Here is a 15,123-nt window from a genome sequence, read left to right as displayed (position 1 = left end):
TTTAAAAAAGGTGGGGAATGATGCTGGAATTTTTGCAGTATCAGTTCATGCAAAATGCATTTATTGCCGCCATACTGGTAAGTATATCCTGTGGTGTGGTGGGCACTTATGTGGTGATTAAAAAAATAGTTTTTATAAGTGGAGGAATATCTCACGCTGCTTTTGGAGGAATAGGTCTGGGGTATCTGCTGGGAATTAACCCTGTTTTGAGTGCCATACCATTTAGTGTGTTTTCTGCTGTATTGATGGGTTCTTTAGGTAAAAAGGTAGAAATTAGTGAAGACACTGCCATAGGGATTTTATGGTCGGTGGGAATGGCCCTGGGTATTATTTTTATCAATTTAAGTCCAGGATATGCGCCTGATCTTTTCAGCTACCTTTTTGGCAGTATATTAACGGTTCCCTATCAGGATCTATTAATAATGGTGGTGCTGGATTTAATTATTCTGGGAACAGTGGGACTATTTTATCGGGAATTTGCCGCAATATCTTTTGATGAAGAATTTGCAGAAGTAATGGGAGTGCCTTCCCACTTAATTTATATAATTCTGCTGGGGCTGGTGGCTTTAAGTGTGGTGGTATTAATTAAAGCCGTGGGAATTATACTCATAATAGCTCTTTTAACCATTCCCGCCGCAATAAGCCGCCAATTTACTCACAATATTCCTAAATTAATGATGACTTCTGTGATACTGGGCATCATACTAACCAGCATAGGACTGTGGTTATCCTATTTATTTAATTTAGCATCAGGGGCCACCATCGTCCTGGTATTAGGGGTGGCATTTTTTGTCAGTGCTATTTTAAAAAAAATATGGTATGACTAGTTAATGGTTCCTGCTACTCAGTTTAAGTTCCCCTGAAGTAAAAAGTCCCGACACAGAAACCAGGAAAAAATATATTAATCATCAGAGCAATATTAATATTCATGAAAAGAATTCTAGTTTTTAGTTTATTATGTATACTTCTTTTAGCTGCTAATCCCTGTTGGGGGGATGTTATTGAACCGGGAACTAAAGAGATTCCCCTTTACTATCAAATCGAGAATATTGATAATTATCCGGAGTATTTTTTCCTTGCCCATGGTATTCCCTCCCCTTCTTTTGAAGTTCTAAATTCCAGCGAATTTAGTTTTTATAAATTAAGCATGGTTTATATTTATGCCCTACCTGAATCTGAATTTAATCCGGTGGAACTGGAAAATGAGGATGATTCCCAGATTAATGCATTATTCCAAAATGACAGTCGATTAATAAAGTCCAATCTGGAGCTTTCTGGTACTTTTGATACAGTTCCTGAGTCAGATAAATTAGAAAAAGCAGTTATGATTCTGGAAATAGATTCTCTAAATGATACTGAATTAATTATTTCTAAAAAACAGATGAAATATTACTTTACTGATGGTACCCAGCAGGTTATGGATTTCCAAAACCAGGAAAACATACCCCAACCCTTAAATGCCCCAGAAGTTAGTGAATATTTATTATATATATTGTTGCCTCTTTTGGCTTTAGGAGCGATAATATTCATTATCTGGAAAAGAAAATAAATTTCAGGTAATCATGCCCAATTTATTTTTATTTTTTTTAACCATAGCTCTGGAATTTATTTTAATCCAGTTTATGATAAAAATTCCTCTTAAAAAAAGTCTTCTGTACATAATCCTTATAAACTGTATCACCTGGCCTTTGGCAAATTTGCTATACATTTATTTTATAAAAAACTGGTTTATGGTAGAGTTGATGGTTTTTACAGGAGAGGGATTTTTAATAAAAAAATTATTTGAAATTAAATATACCCGGGCATTTATTATATCATTTATTTTAAATGCAATAACCGCTCTAACCGGTTATTTGATTCATTTAATCACTATATAGATGCTCTAGAAAACTAAAATTATGAAAGTATTTTCTGGTAATTTTATTAGTTTTTCATCCCCATAGAAAAATAATTAATAAGTGAAAAAACTAACATTTACTTAATTTATAGGAGGACCTGAATGAAGTGCGGCTCTGATCTAAGAGAAACCCTGAAATCTGCTCAAGGGGATTATTTAAGCATAACTCTTATTACCGGTAAAACTTATTATGGTGAGTTAAAAAGAGTGGAAACTGATTATTTACTTTTAGAACTAAAATTAAGAGGTGGGAAAGGTAAAACTTCAGTGATTATACCTCAGCTACACATCGTTACTGTTACCATATAAATTATTTCTGTATTATAAAATATGTTTAAAAGCCAGGTTAAAATAAATAAAAAAATAATTATTGAGATTTTTAACTACCAGTTTGTTTAAATGTATTTTATGCTGAATATCCCTATACTGGTCTTATTTTCTTAACACCCTCATCACTACCGACTATTACCATATCCACCACATTGGAAAAAATCCCGTTTTCCACCACACCCGGTATGGAGTTTAGTTCTTTTTCTAATTTAGAAGCATCCTCCAAGAGGCCAAAATCCGCATCAATAACAAAGTTACCGTGGTCTGTGACCACCGGGCCATCTTTCATCTGGGCCATCCTGATTTGAGGTGAAGCACCTGATTCTTTTAAAATATTTAGAACCATGCGACTGGAGGAGGGTATCACTTCCAGGGGTACCGGCGTTTGGCCCAGCTTAGTAACCATCTTGGAATCATCTACAATGACCAGGAATTTATCTGCTGCATAATCCACTATCTTTTCCAGGGTGTGGGCAGCGCCCCCTCCCTTTATTAAATTTAAATCAGGATCAACTTCATCTGCTCCATCCACGGCAATATCCACATCATGTTCATCTAAGGTAGTGATGGGTATATGGGAATCTCTTGCTAAAAAAAAGGATTGATAAGAGGTGGGTATGCCCATTATGTCCAGTTCTTCTTCTTTTATTCTAATACCTAATTTTTCAATAAAGTAATGGGTGGTGGAGCCGGTTCCCAGGCCTACAATCTGTCCATTTTTTATTTCAAGGGCGGCTTCATAGCCTGCCATCTGTTTTAAATTCATGTTATAATCTCCGATCTATTATAATATTAAATATTTTAAAAATTAGCTAGCATTTTAAAAGGACTTTACTTAGATTATATCCTTTTAAGCATTTTTTATCTGCTTTTCCTAAATTTTTTATAATTTTGCACTTATCATTAACCTTTAATCCTTCAGGAAAACATAATTCATGCATTTGACAATCTTCATCACACATAGGAGGGTTTAAAGAAACTATTGATCCTTCAAAAGCACTTTTTGTATCAACCAGTGATTTTATATGGGCTTTTTCTACTTCTACAACCTTTACTTTATTCGTCTCATGTATATTGCACTTTTGTTGTGCATTTTTAACATCTTTAATGATATACATCCTTCCTTTTTCCAGAGAATCTGTACAGGTTCCTTTAAATCTACATTTAAGACATTCTTCTGCTGGCCCTATGTACTGAAAAATCAATCCCTTTTGTGCAAGTTTATCACCAATAAGTGTTATCATTAAATCACTTCCGTTTTAGTAGCCAGACTCTCTGCTGCTTCCCGGGTTAAACCCCTGTCACCTAAAATAGTATATCTATCTTCCCGGATTTTGTGAGCTGTGGTTAAAGCATCTATAATGTGTTCTGGATCAATTCCCAATTCATAAGCAGTGGTGGGGGCCTTCATTTTTTTTAGAGTGTCCCGTATAAATTCCCAGTCTCCTCCATGGAGGTGCATCATCATTATGGTGCCCACTCCACACTGTTCTCCATGTAAAGCTGGTTTAGGGGCCACTTCATCCAGAGCATGGCTGAATTTATGTTCAGATCCGCTAGCAGGCCTACTAGTTCCAGCAATGGATATGGCAATCCCGCTACTTATCAGGGATTTAGCCACCAGCTTGGCACTTTTCTCCAGACCTTCTTTAATTGCATCAGCCGATTCAATTATTAGTTTAGCAGTCATTAAAGATAAAGCTGAGGCAGATTCACTATAATTTTCATTTAAAAGGCGATTAGCTAATTTCCAATCAAGAATAGCAGTATAATTGGATACAATATCCCCACATCCTGCAGCCAATAATTTAAAGGGAGCCTTACTTATAATTTCAGTATCTGCAATTACCCCAATAGGGGATTGTGCTTCAAGAGAGACGGTTCCATTTTTATCTTTTATAGAAGCACGGGGAGAAGCAATTCCATCGTGGGAAGCAGCCGTGGGGATGCTTATAAAATGCAAATTTGATTTAGTGGAGGCTAGTTTGGCCACATCAATCACCTTGCCTCCACCGACACCTAAAACCAGTGATGCTCCATCTAATTGGTTTTGTATTTCCCTTACTGATTTTTGAGATGCTTCACTAATTTTAAAGGCATCTACCTCAAAACCTGCATTTTGTAAACTTTCAATAGCCTTTTCTCCGCCAATTTTAAGGGTTTTTGGTCCGCTAACCACCAGAACTTTACCTTTGAATCTTAAATCACGGCATATTTCTCCTGTCTTGCCTATGACCCCCGCTCCGGTATGAATTTCCCGTGGTAGTTGAATTTTCTTAGAATCCATTTTATCTTTCCTGAAGTAAATATCTTAATAAATATCAATATATTTTTAAATACCCTGAATAAAGTAATTTTGGATTTAAAATTTTTCTATGCCCATAAATTTATAGATTTAATCAAATTAGTAGATTATATATTTGAATATCATTTAACTAATTATAATGATTAAATCTGGTTAATTTGTAGAATAATATTAAGTACAGACCTCTACATTTATCCATATTTCAAATAGAAAAATAGTAAAGAAAAAAGTCTTGTTTTAAATAAATTTATATTATAAATATTTATTATTAAAACCCTATAAATCAATTAGTTATATTTACAAGTTTATTACAGCAAATCACGGTGAAAAAATGACAGATTTCAGTGAATGGTTTCACGATATTTTAGAGGAAGCAGAAATAATAGACTCCCGTTATCCAGTTAAAGGTATGCATGTTTGGCTTCCCCATGGATTCCAATTAAGGAAAGAAATTTTGAATATTCTAAAAAACATTTTAGATAGAGATCATGATGAAGTATTATTCCCTCTTTTAATCCCTGAAGGTGAATTGGCTAAAGAAGGAATTCATGTTAAGGGATTTGAGGATGAAGTTTATTGGATTACCCACGGAGGTTTAACTGAACTTAATCAAAAACTCGCTTTAAGGCCAACCAGTGAAACTGCAATGTATCCCATGTTCGCCTTGTGGGTACGTTCCCATACTGATTTACCCCTTAAAGTTTATCAGACCGTTAATACCTTCCGTTATGAGACCAAGCACACCCGCCCCCTAATCAGGGTAAGGGAAATAACTACCTTTACTGAGGCCCATACTGTTCATTCAACCCGGAAGGAAGCAGAAGAGCAGGTTGAAAAAGCAATTGAAATATATAAAGAATATTTTGATATGCTGGCCCTGCCCTATGTAATTACCCGGCGCCCGGTGTGGGATAAGTTCCCGGGAGCAGATTACACCATGGCCTTTGACACCATAATGCCTGATGGTAAAAGCCTGCAAATTGGAACGGTGCATAATCTGGGACAGACCTTTGCTAAAACCTTTGAAATAACTTTTGAAAATCCAGAAGGGGATCACAAATTGGGATATCAGACCTGTTATGGGCTATCTGATAGAGTTATAGCCTCTGTTATTGGTATTCATGGAGACGACTCAGGACTTTGTTTACCTCCTGCTGTTTCCCCAAAACAAATAGTTATTGTGCCTATAATCTTCAAAAAGAAGGGTGAGGAAGTTTTAGAAAAATGCAGAAGTTTAAAATCTTCACTGGAAAAAGAAGGATTCCGGGTTCACCTGGATGATAGGGATATCCGGGCAGGTAAAAAATATTATGAGTGGGAAATGAGGGGAGTGCCCCTCCGGATTGAAATAGGGCCTAGAGATCTAGAAAAAAATAGTGCAGTACTATCCAGAAGAGATAATGGGGAAAAATTCAGTGCTAATTTAGATAATATCTGTGATGAAGTAGAAAACACCCTTAAATCCATCACATCCCATATGAAAGAAAAAGCCTGGGCCAAAATGAATTCTAATATCCGTCCGGTTGAAGGATTGGAAGAAGCCCGGGACGAAATAGAAAATAATAAAGGAGTTATCTCCTTTGACTGGTGCGGTAATGAAGAATGCGGTAAAGAAATCGAAGAGAAAATTAGAGTAGACATATTAGGTGTTCAAAAAGAAGAAGACGGTGGTGTCTGTTTCCACTGCAGCAGTAAAGCAACCTGTCGAGCTTTACTGGCAAGAACCTATTAGAGGAAAATTATGAATTTCAGGGTAGTTTTAGTGGTAATGGCCATATTTTTATTTGCCGGGGTCTTTGGATCCTTAAATTTTTTATCTAATCAAGAATTAGATATTGAGCAAGCTTATGCTGCTGGCACTATTACCATAATCCAAAAAACACCAGCGGGATCTGTTCCCCATGAAGTGACCATTGTTAATAAAGGTGAAGAGGCCATTAAAGTTGAAAAAGGTTATACTCTAATCAGTAATTCTTCAGAAGATCTGGTTATTGCCAGAGAAGAAATTATATCACCCCAAAATAACGGGACTGTCTTGGCTTACTGCATTGAACCAGAAACCAATGCTCAGGAAGAAGCAGAGCTGGCAGTTTCTACAAAAGCCCCTCAACTGATTATGGATTTAATAAGTAATTCCAATCCACAAAACCCTGCTGAAGCCTTTAAAACCCAGTTAAAAATATGGATTTTGGTAAGTGATGGTGAAGTGAATATTTATGAAGGGGAAGCTCTTTCCCTGAGTAGAAAACAAGGCATATCTTCTTTTGAACTCCAGAATAATATATCAACATCCAAAATAGAAGTTATGACTCAGTTTAATCTTACAGAAAACGATATGGGCAATATAAGTACCAATACAAACCTTATGAATCCCCCTAAAAGTTGGTGGGATCAGATTTCAGGAATAATAAGTGAATTCATTGGAATTTGAAATTAATGAAAAAATTAAATATATTAACTTTTATTATGCAGGAGATCTAATATGGAAAAATTGTATGCCATAATACCAGTATCACGATTTTCTCATGCGAAAACACGTTTATCCCCTACTTTATCCCCTTCAGAACGAGAAGGTATTCTAAAAGCCATGCTAACCGATGTGAGTAATAGTTTAAAGGACCTGGTTAGTGAGGTAGTGGTTATAAGTGCAGATGAGGATGTTCTGGATTTTGCCTATGATTTAGGAATCAGTATACTGCAGGAAAAAGGTCAGACTGATTTGAATGGTGCTCTAAACCAGGCTATGGAATGGTGTGCCCCTGAATGTCATAAGGTGCTAATCACTCCTTCAGACATCCCCCTTATAGGAAAAGCTCAGCCCCAAAATTTTATTAACCAGTCTAATAAGTATGACATGGTAATTGCCCCTGCAAAAGGCGGAGGAACAAATGCATTACTTTTCAAGCCAGGAGATATGGAATTAAAATTTGGGGATTACAGCTTCTTTGAGCACATTAAAGAAGCAAATAGGAAGGATTTGAGTTATGAGATCTATGACTCCTTTTATTTATCTCTGGATGTTAATACTGCCGAAGATTTAGGTGAAATTATATTGCATGGGGAAGGTACCCATACCCGGGAATTCTTAAATAAAATCCCCTTAAGTGTTAATCCCCACCGGGGATCAGATAGATTAGAAATTCGTCGTGAGATATTATGATTGCCATTTCTATAGCAGGATATGACCCTTCAGCTGGTGCGGGAATATTAAATGATATTAAAACTTTTTCTGCATTAGGAGTATATGGAACCGGGGTTATAACTGCCCTTACTGCTCAAAATGCTAAAAGAGTATCCGGGATATATCCCATTAGCCCTGAATTTATAGAAGAGCAGATAGACCTGGTTATGGAAGATGCAGATATTATTTTTGGAAAAACGGGAATGCTTTATTCACCGGATATAATTCGTTCTCTAGCTAAAAAGGTAAAAGAATACCAGCTTAAAATGGTGGTGGATCCGGTTATGGTGGCCGGATCAGGGGGTAAACTATCCCGGCAGGGTTTGGCAGATTCTCTGAAAAAATATCTTTTAAAAAAATCAATCCTGGTAACCCCTAACATTCCTGAAGCAGAAATATTATCCGGAACCCCTATTAAAAATAAAGATGATGCTATTAAAGCCGCCCGGAAGATAGGTAAATATTGTGACGTGGTAGTAACCGGGGGGCATCTGGAAGGAAATAACATTTTTTTTAATGGTAAAGTGGAAATTTTCCAGGGAGAATTAATAGAAAGTAATAACACCCATGGCAGTGGTTGTTCTTTTTCAGCAGCTGTAACAGCTTACCTGGTTAAGGGATTTGATTTAGAAAAAGCCCTAAAACAAGCAGATAGTTTTGTAAAAGAGAGCATCCGCCAGGGACAATACGGCACCTTGAATCAGTTCTGGAATCATGAAATTTAAATATTATTTTTAATAATAAAGGTTTAAAAAAAAAGATATAATTACCTGAAAAATTAAAAAGAATTAAAATAAATTTAAAGGAGTTCGTCCCTTAAATCTATAGTATCCACTAAATCAGGTCCAGTGGAAACAATGGTAACTGGAACTCCAGTTTCTCCTTCAATTTCATCAATAAATTTCTTAATTTCTGGAGAAAGGCTGGAATAATCCCGGGTCCTCTCACATTGCGGAAATAGTCTGTCCACGCAGGTTAAAGCAATCTGAGTAGCCCCATTTATCATGCATGATTCCCGGGCCATATCCATATCAAATAGTCCCACTCTTCTTCTTCGTCCGGTGACGGTACCATATTCCTCTAATCCCATTTTTTCTGCTTTTTCTTGATTAATCTCAGTTTTAAATGGTCCTTCGCCTACCCTGGTTATGTATGATTTGAATACCACAATAACTTCATCAATACGGGTGGGTCCCACCCCTACATCAGCTGCAGCAGTGCTGGCGGTGGTATCCTTACTGGTTACAAAAGGATAGGTACCATAGTAGAGAGATAATCCAAAGCCCTGGGAACCTTCAATAAAAACATCTTTTTCATCATCCAGTGCTTTATTTATTTCCAGTGGAACATCCGCCGTATATCCCTCCATTTCTGGGACTTGACCTGCCATTTTAGCCACCCTCATTACTCTATCAGAGTTAGCCGGGCCACAGCCTGTTCCAGTACTTCCAATTTTTTTGGATAGATAATCAGAGGCTTGATCTCTCTCTTTATGTTTTTCTTCTATGATTGCACAGCGGTAATCAGCGAAAGTTCTATTTTTAACATTATATTTATTTAAATAATCAAGTTCATGATGGAATACATTAGGGTCCACCAGTACTCCTGCTCCAATTAAAAGCCGGGCATCTTCATGCATAAATCCGGAAGGAGTGAGCCTCAACCCATATTTTTCTCCATTGAATTCTACCGAATGTCCTGCATTAGGGCCTACTCCAGCCCGGGCTATGATATCCGGTTTATCATTATAGCAAAGGTAAGTAATACACTTGCCTTTACCTTCATCACCCCATCCTCCACCAACTAAAACACTGCATGTCATTGTTATAATCTCCTTATCTTGTTGCCTCTCATATATTAAAGTAGAGATAATAAAAGCTTTTCCCTAAAAAATTTATTTTTAAAATTATTTAAATCTTAATACTATTATTTTATTAAAGATATTATTATAAGTTGAAACTCATTCCTTTCTTTTTTTACGGATGATTCTATCAAAAAGGGTGGGAGTAAATCTTCTTTGCAGTGCAATAAGTACATGTTGTTGCAAAGCATTTTCCATGGTCTCCCTGGTGATTATATCTTCTCCTTTTCTAATGCGTATGGCCTGTGCTATTTGAGCTAAATCCCGGGCATGGGCAAAGGTAGGTTGCAGGCCTTCACCACCTTGACTAGGAGGTAGATATACCATTTTGTATTGTTCCATAATAACGGGATCATATTTCTCTCCCATTTCATCCAGATTCTTTTTAAATACCTTTAAAATATCTTCAATTGATGGATTTTCTAAAAGTACATGTAAAGGAGCTCTTCTAAGATGGGCTTCATCCATGATAGTTATATCCAGGTTAGTTGAAAAAGCAGGTATAAAATGAGAGTGGACTATAATCGGAGCACCTTTAATATATATAAGGTCCTTATTGTTTTCCATAGGGACAATTAAACGGTTTAAAAGAGCATTATGGTCTTCTTTTTGTCTTCCTAAATCATCCAGTAATAAAACTCCACCATTAGCCTTTATAATGGGAGAGGTCTCATATACACCTTTATTAGGATCGTAGTTGGTTTCCAGTTTTTGGGTGCTTAATTCAGAACCGGTGAAAACAAAGGGTGCGTAAATTTTAACCCACCGGGGATCTTCAGGTTGTTCTGGAGCTTCTCTATGGAAATCAGGGTCGTAAAGTTGAATGATCTGATCTGAAAACTCAATATAGCGCGGAATAATTAAAGGAGGTAATAAATCTGACATTTTGCTGGTAAGGAATGTTTTACCTGTTCCAGGTAATCCATAAATAAATAAACCTTTACCTCCAATAGCCGACTCCACCAGGGTTTTTTTGGCATCTTCGTTTCCAACTACATCCTTAAATGTTTTTTCTATCACATCTTTTGGTATTTGTAAGGGAAACCTGCCCTTTATTTGGGCTTTCATTACATTGAAATAATAATCATAGGTTACCGGAGCCATACCCACATAAGGGTTTTCACCCATAAGTTTAGAAGCCTGTTTGCGGCCCACCTTTTTTATAGTAAATTCCACACTGGGAAAAAGGAAACCTCCACTAATAGCAGCACATAAATCTTCTTTTTCCATTTCCCGGAGGATGACCTCTAATATATCAACATGTATACCGGTTATTTCAATTATTCTGCTTACCTTAATATTACCATGGGTCGCCAGGACCTTTAAGACCAGATGCTTTATAAAACTAGAAGATAAATCCATATCATCCATTGATTTAGGTTGAGTAAGTAATTCAAATAGTTTCTTCATTGTGTCATCGTGATAATAATCCATTTAACCACTCCTGGATTAGGATACTTATCCCCCAACAAGTTATATGTTATTTGCATAAATAGACTTTTCTACCAATCTAGCAGGATATGGCCAATAATTTAATAAATAATTTTAATATCATTTCGCCACATAATATATTATAAGGGGGTGGGCTAATAAAGCCAACAGAAATATTCAACTTACTTATAACCCTTCAGGGACAGAAGGATGCCATTGCCGGGGAAGAATTTTTAGGTCAAGAAGAAATGTCAATGGCGCTCCAGGCCCAGGAGAGAGAGTTGAATTTTAAAGAATCAGGATTTCCTAATGTAATTTTAATTGATTTGAATATGGATCCCTATCAGGCAGTTGATTTAGTAAGAAAAAGCCCTACCACTGTTATATCCAAGGTAGTTCCTATAGAAGCCGTGGTTAGAACCAGATTGGATACTATTTTAGAGAAAATATTGCTTCTGGCTGGTGAAAAATTGAGTCCAGAAAACTCTTTTCGAGTGATATGTGATTTAAGAGGGAGGAAATATATTAACTCTCCTCAAGATGTAATAGAGATGGTTTCAACAGAGCTAGTGGAAAAATTAAATGGGATAATTGATGAAAATGATCCCGACTGGGTAGTTCAGCTGGAAGTAGTAGGGGAAAACACCGGCCTTAGTGTACTGCGCCCAGGAGATATTCTAAAAAAAATATAATTTTAGAAAATTTAATCAGATATCTAACACTGAAAATTAGTATTAAATAGTTTAATTTAGTTAACTGAGAGATTTAGTAGTCCTGATTATTTATAAATTAAGTTATAATTTGTTAAATTAGTTTTAGGGTTATTAATGACATTTTATAAAAAGGTTTTTCTCCAGCGAACCGATAAGTATATAAGTATATACTTATATACTAATGGAATATGTTGAGGATAAATTCTGAATATAGTTCGGATATATCTCAAGAATTAGAAGAGCTATTCAAAGCACTGGGAAATATTAACCGGCTGTTATTAATTTATTCCCTCTCCTCTAGTGAAATAGAAAAAATCAGTGTTAGTGAAATAGCACAGATGATGGAGTTAACCCAACCTGCAGCATCACAGCATTTGAAAGTACTTAAAACTGCTAAAATACTGGATGCTAAAAAAAAGGGAAACCACATCTACTATACCTTCAACCAGAGAGCACTTATAAAACATAAAAAAAAGATTGATTTTTTATTTGAATGTGTTTTGTCCAAGTGCAGTGATTTAGAATAAGTAGAATAGTCCTTGACTGAATCTAAAAAAAAAGAATTTTTAAGAAGCATACTGATCCTGACCACGGTAGGAAAAGCAGATAAATAGAATATGAATTGTATAATCCCAATTTAATGGGCCCTGCAATCAGTATCCTATCCATTGGTGTGATATAATGAAAGAAATGAACCTCAATAAAGAATTGCCCGTAGTAGTTATACCTGATACCATATTATTGCCTGAAAATAATATGAAATTAAAAATTGGGAAAACCACAGGTAGTGAAATATATTCCCGGGTTGCCAAAGATGATTTTTATGGAATTGCATTGGCAGTAAAAGAGTCCAATAGTAACGGGTTATATATAGAATCTGATTTTTACCAGATAGGGACCTTAATCAAGGTTAAAAACATAAAAGAGATGAGAGATTTCTATCAATTAAGTGTGGAAATAATAGAAAGGGTTAAAGTAAAAGAGCTTATCCCTGATGAAGCAGATTATAAAGCCACCTATGAATTAATCCCGGATATTAACGATCTGGACACAGAAAACCATGCAGAAATCTTAAAGTATGTAAGAGGTCTGGTGGCAGAGATAAGTAAAAACTTTAAAGGTTCAAAAGGGTATGTAGAACAGGTTAATAAATTCAAGGATATTGCCCAGGTAATTGCATTTGTATTCCCCTATGTAAGATTAAACCTGGAAGAGCAACAGGAATTTTTGGAAATACGTTCCTTGAAGAAAAGAAGTTTAAAGTTTCTGGATATTCTAATTGAGCAGAAAGAATCCATACAATTCCAGATGGAAATGGCTGCCAAGTTCAATGATGAAATGAACAAAAAACATCGGGAAAATATGCTCAAAGAACAGTTGAAGGCTATTCAGGAAGAATTAAATGATTCAGAAGGGGGTTCCGGTAGAAAAGATTACCGGGAGATGATTGAAGAATCCCAGATGCCTCCGGAAGTAAGAGAAGTAGCCCTGGAAGAAGTTAATAAATTGGACCGCCAGGGACCGCACAGTTCTGAAGAAAATGTAATTAGAAACTACCTGGATTTACTAACCAGCTTACCCTGGGGCAAAACTGATGCCAAAGATATTGATATTGAAGCTGCCCGGGAATTATTAAATGAACAGCACTACGGACTGGATAAAGTAAAAGACCGTATAATACAGCACCTAACCGTAATGAAGCTCAAGAAAAACAAACAGGGATCCATTCTATTACTGGTAGGGCCTCCAGGAACTGGTAAAACCAGCCTGGGTAAAAGTATAGCTGAGGCTTTAGGCCGCAAGTACGTTAGAATCAGTCTGGGTGGGGTAAAAGATGAATCTGAAATAAGAGGTCACCGCCGAACCTATCTGGGTGCCTTACCTGGTAGAATCATCCAGGGGATGAAACGGGCCGGTGAAGTAAACCCGGTGTTCATACTGGATGAAGTGGATAAAATAAGAGAGTCATATAATGGAGATCCAGCCAGCGCCCTTTTAGAAGTACTGGATCCAGAACAAAATGATAGCTTCTCTGACCACTACCTGGAAGTACCCTATGATTTATCTGATGTGTTCTTCATAGCCACTGCCAACTCCCTGCGAGATATACCCGGGCCTTTAAGAGACCGTATGGAAATTATAGAAATCGGTAGCTACACCAGCCATGAAAAATTCCATATAGCCAAGTACCACTTAATTAAGGAGGTCTTAGAAGATCACGGACTGGATGAAACCCAGCTGCAGATAGATGATCAGGCCCTGGAAACCATCATTGAAAAATACACCAGGGAAGCCGGAGTAAGAGGAGTTAAACGCCAGCTATCTGCAGTAGCCCGGGTGGCCTCAGAAAAGATTGTGCTGGGTAAGGTGGAACTACCCTACGTGGTTAAAGAAGACATGTTATATGATCTCCTGGGCCATGAAATAACCCGCCATGATCGCATAAGTGAAAATAATCCTCCAGGAGTAGTAACCGGACTGGCCTGGACTCCTGTTGGTGGAGACATCCTCTTTATTGAAGGAGCCTTCATGCCCGGAACAGGTAAGCTAATGCTCACCGGACAATTAGGTGATGTAATGAAGGAATCTGCCAAGATATCCCAGAGTCTGATTCGATCCAGACTGGCCTTCAATTTGAAGCAGGTGGAATTTGATAAAAAAGATCTGCACATCCATGTACCATCTGGATCCATTCCCAAGGATGGACCATCTGCCGGTGTGGCTCTTTTAACTACCATTGCTTCACTGGTAACCGGGCATGAAGTGGATCCTGAACTGGCCATGACCGGTGAAATATCCCTGCGGGGTGCAGTTTTACCCGTAGGTGGAATAAAAGAAAAGGTACTGGCAGCTCATCGCGCCGGAATAAAAAAGGTTATCCTGCCACAGGATAATGAAAAGGACCTGGATGATGTGCCAGAAGACGTTAAATCTGAAATGGAGTTCCTCCTCGTGGAAACGGTGGAAGATGTCTTGAAAGAAACCCTGGGCCTGGATCTTCCCAAACCATTATTCATGGAAATGGGTAATAACTCCCTGGCAGGAGGGGCAGGAGCATAAATCTTTAAGTTATTTTCCCTTAATTTCAGGGGAAAATAATTTTTTTATTTTTTAGTTCCTCACAATATTTTTTTTATTTCATTTATTTAATATCCCCAAAAAAAAAACTAAAATTAGTAAAATTTTTACCAATTATAAAAACTTAAAAATAATATAAATTGAAGTTTATCTATTAGTCAAGTGCTAATATATGCTTAGTTACCCCTTTTAGATTACCTATAATTAAATGGGAAGAATATTAATAATATAATTTTCAATTATCATCTTTTTCTGATTCATAGGCTTCAATCAGGGATAATATATAATCTAGATCAACAGGATCTGATTTTTTTAGCCATTTTTTAA

15 protein-coding genes are annotated in these 15,123 nt (G+C 36.7%); 10 read left to right on the top strand and 5 right to left on the bottom strand.

Translation table 11 applies throughout. From position 1 onward, the window contains the following. Window positions 1–20: 20 nt before the first annotated feature. The 3 genes from HYG87_RS09705 to HYG87_RS09695 all read left to right on the top strand — a co-directional run bounded on the left by HYG87_RS09705 (window position 21) and on the right by HYG87_RS09695 (window position 2,206). Window positions 21–827, top strand: a complete 807-nt coding sequence (locus HYG87_RS09705) for a metal ABC transporter permease (RefSeq protein ID WP_211532966.1) — start codon at window positions 21–23, stop codon at window positions 825–827. A gap of 101 nt (window positions 828–928) precedes the next feature. Next, on the top strand, window positions 929–1,549 hold the full coding sequence (locus tag HYG87_RS09700) for a hypothetical protein (protein ID WP_211532965.1): 621 nt from the start codon (window positions 929–931) through the stop codon (window positions 1,547–1,549). Between the two features lie 450 nt (window positions 1,550–1,999). Further along, complete coding sequence (locus HYG87_RS09695) at window positions 2,000–2,206, top strand: hypothetical protein (RefSeq protein ID WP_211532964.1); 207 nt, start codon at window positions 2,000–2,002, stop codon at window positions 2,204–2,206. 112 nt (window positions 2,207–2,318) lie between these two features. On the opposite strand, the gene rpiA is transcribed toward HYG87_RS09695, so the two are convergent. From rpiA to HYG87_RS09680, 3 genes are read right to left on the bottom strand one after another with little or no spacing between them, the layout of a single operon-like run. Beyond that, window positions 2,319–2,993, bottom strand: coding sequence for a ribose-5-phosphate isomerase RpiA (gene rpiA, locus HYG87_RS09690; protein ID WP_211532963.1), 675 nt, complete (start codon window positions 2,991–2,993; stop codon window positions 2,319–2,321). Between the two features lie 46 nt (window positions 2,994–3,039). Next, complete coding sequence (locus HYG87_RS09685; RefSeq protein WP_211532962.1) at window positions 3,040–3,471, bottom strand: UPF0179 family protein; 432 nt, start codon at window positions 3,469–3,471, stop codon at window positions 3,040–3,042. Next, a complete protein-coding gene (locus HYG87_RS09680) occupies window positions 3,471–4,514 on the bottom strand; it encodes an NAD(P)-dependent glycerol-1-phosphate dehydrogenase (protein ID WP_211532961.1) in 1,044 nt (347 codons plus the stop codon). The genes HYG87_RS09685 and HYG87_RS09680 overlap by 1 nt, the downstream gene beginning before the upstream one ends. A 349-nt stretch (window positions 4,515–4,863) precedes the next feature. Between HYG87_RS09680 and proS the strand changes: the two genes are divergently transcribed. From proS to thiD, 4 genes are read left to right on the top strand one after another with little or no spacing between them, the layout of a single operon-like run. Beyond that, complete coding sequence (gene proS / locus HYG87_RS09675; RefSeq protein WP_211532960.1) at window positions 4,864–6,264, top strand: proline--tRNA ligase; 1,401 nt, start codon at window positions 4,864–4,866, stop codon at window positions 6,262–6,264. A gap of 9 nt (window positions 6,265–6,273) precedes the next feature. Then, on the top strand, window positions 6,274–6,963 hold the full coding sequence (locus HYG87_RS09670) for a hypothetical protein (protein WP_211532959.1): 690 nt from the start codon (window positions 6,274–6,276) through the stop codon (window positions 6,961–6,963). A 51-nt stretch (window positions 6,964–7,014) separates the two neighbouring features. After that, a complete protein-coding gene (gene cofC, locus HYG87_RS09665) occupies window positions 7,015–7,692 on the top strand; it encodes a 2-phospho-L-lactate guanylyltransferase (RefSeq protein ID WP_211532958.1) in 678 nt (225 codons plus the stop codon). After that, window positions 7,689–8,438, top strand: coding sequence for a bifunctional hydroxymethylpyrimidine kinase/phosphomethylpyrimidine kinase (gene thiD / locus HYG87_RS09660; RefSeq protein ID WP_211532957.1), 750 nt, complete (start codon window positions 7,689–7,691; stop codon window positions 8,436–8,438). Before cofC ends, thiD begins: the two co-directional genes overlap by 4 nt. 74 nt (window positions 8,439–8,512) lie before the next feature. Here the strand turns inward: thiD and HYG87_RS09655 are convergent, their stop codons facing one another. Together HYG87_RS09655 and HYG87_RS09650 are read right to left on the bottom strand one after the other, a co-directional pair. Continuing rightward, entirely contained in the window at window positions 8,513–9,535 is a 1,023-nt protein-coding gene (locus HYG87_RS09655; RefSeq protein WP_211532956.1) for an adenylosuccinate synthetase, read from the bottom strand. Window positions 9,536–9,673: 138 nt separating this feature from the next. Then, entirely contained in the window at window positions 9,674–11,008 is a 1,335-nt protein-coding gene (locus tag HYG87_RS09650; protein ID WP_211532955.1) for an ATP-binding protein, read from the bottom strand. A 245-nt stretch (window positions 11,009–11,253) separates the two neighbouring features. Between HYG87_RS09650 and HYG87_RS09645 the strand changes: the two genes are divergently transcribed. The 3 genes from HYG87_RS09645 to lon all read left to right on the top strand — a co-directional run bounded on the left by HYG87_RS09645 (window position 11,254) and on the right by lon (window position 14,778). After that, complete coding sequence (locus HYG87_RS09645) at window positions 11,254–11,697, top strand: THUMP domain-containing protein (protein WP_211532954.1); 444 nt, start codon at window positions 11,254–11,256, stop codon at window positions 11,695–11,697. Between the two features lie 209 nt (window positions 11,698–11,906). After that, the gene (locus tag HYG87_RS09640; protein ID WP_211532953.1) at window positions 11,907–12,245 is read left to right on the top strand and encodes an ArsR/SmtB family transcription factor; all 339 of its coding nucleotides are present in this window, start codon (window positions 11,907–11,909) and stop codon (window positions 12,243–12,245) included. Between the two features lie 154 nt (window positions 12,246–12,399). Then, a complete protein-coding gene (gene lon, locus HYG87_RS09635; RefSeq protein ID WP_211532952.1) occupies window positions 12,400–14,778 on the top strand; it encodes an endopeptidase La in 2,379 nt (792 codons plus the stop codon). The last annotated feature ends 345 nt before the right edge of the window (window positions 14,779–15,123 follow it).

This window comes from Methanobacterium alkalithermotolerans (genome assembly GCF_018141185.1).
Lineage (GTDB): Archaea > Methanobacteriota > Methanobacteria > Methanobacteriales > Methanobacteriaceae > Methanobacterium_F > Methanobacterium_F alkalithermotolerans.
Note: the sequence above shows the minus strand (reverse complement) of the source record. Positions and strands in the feature narration are given on the sequence as shown.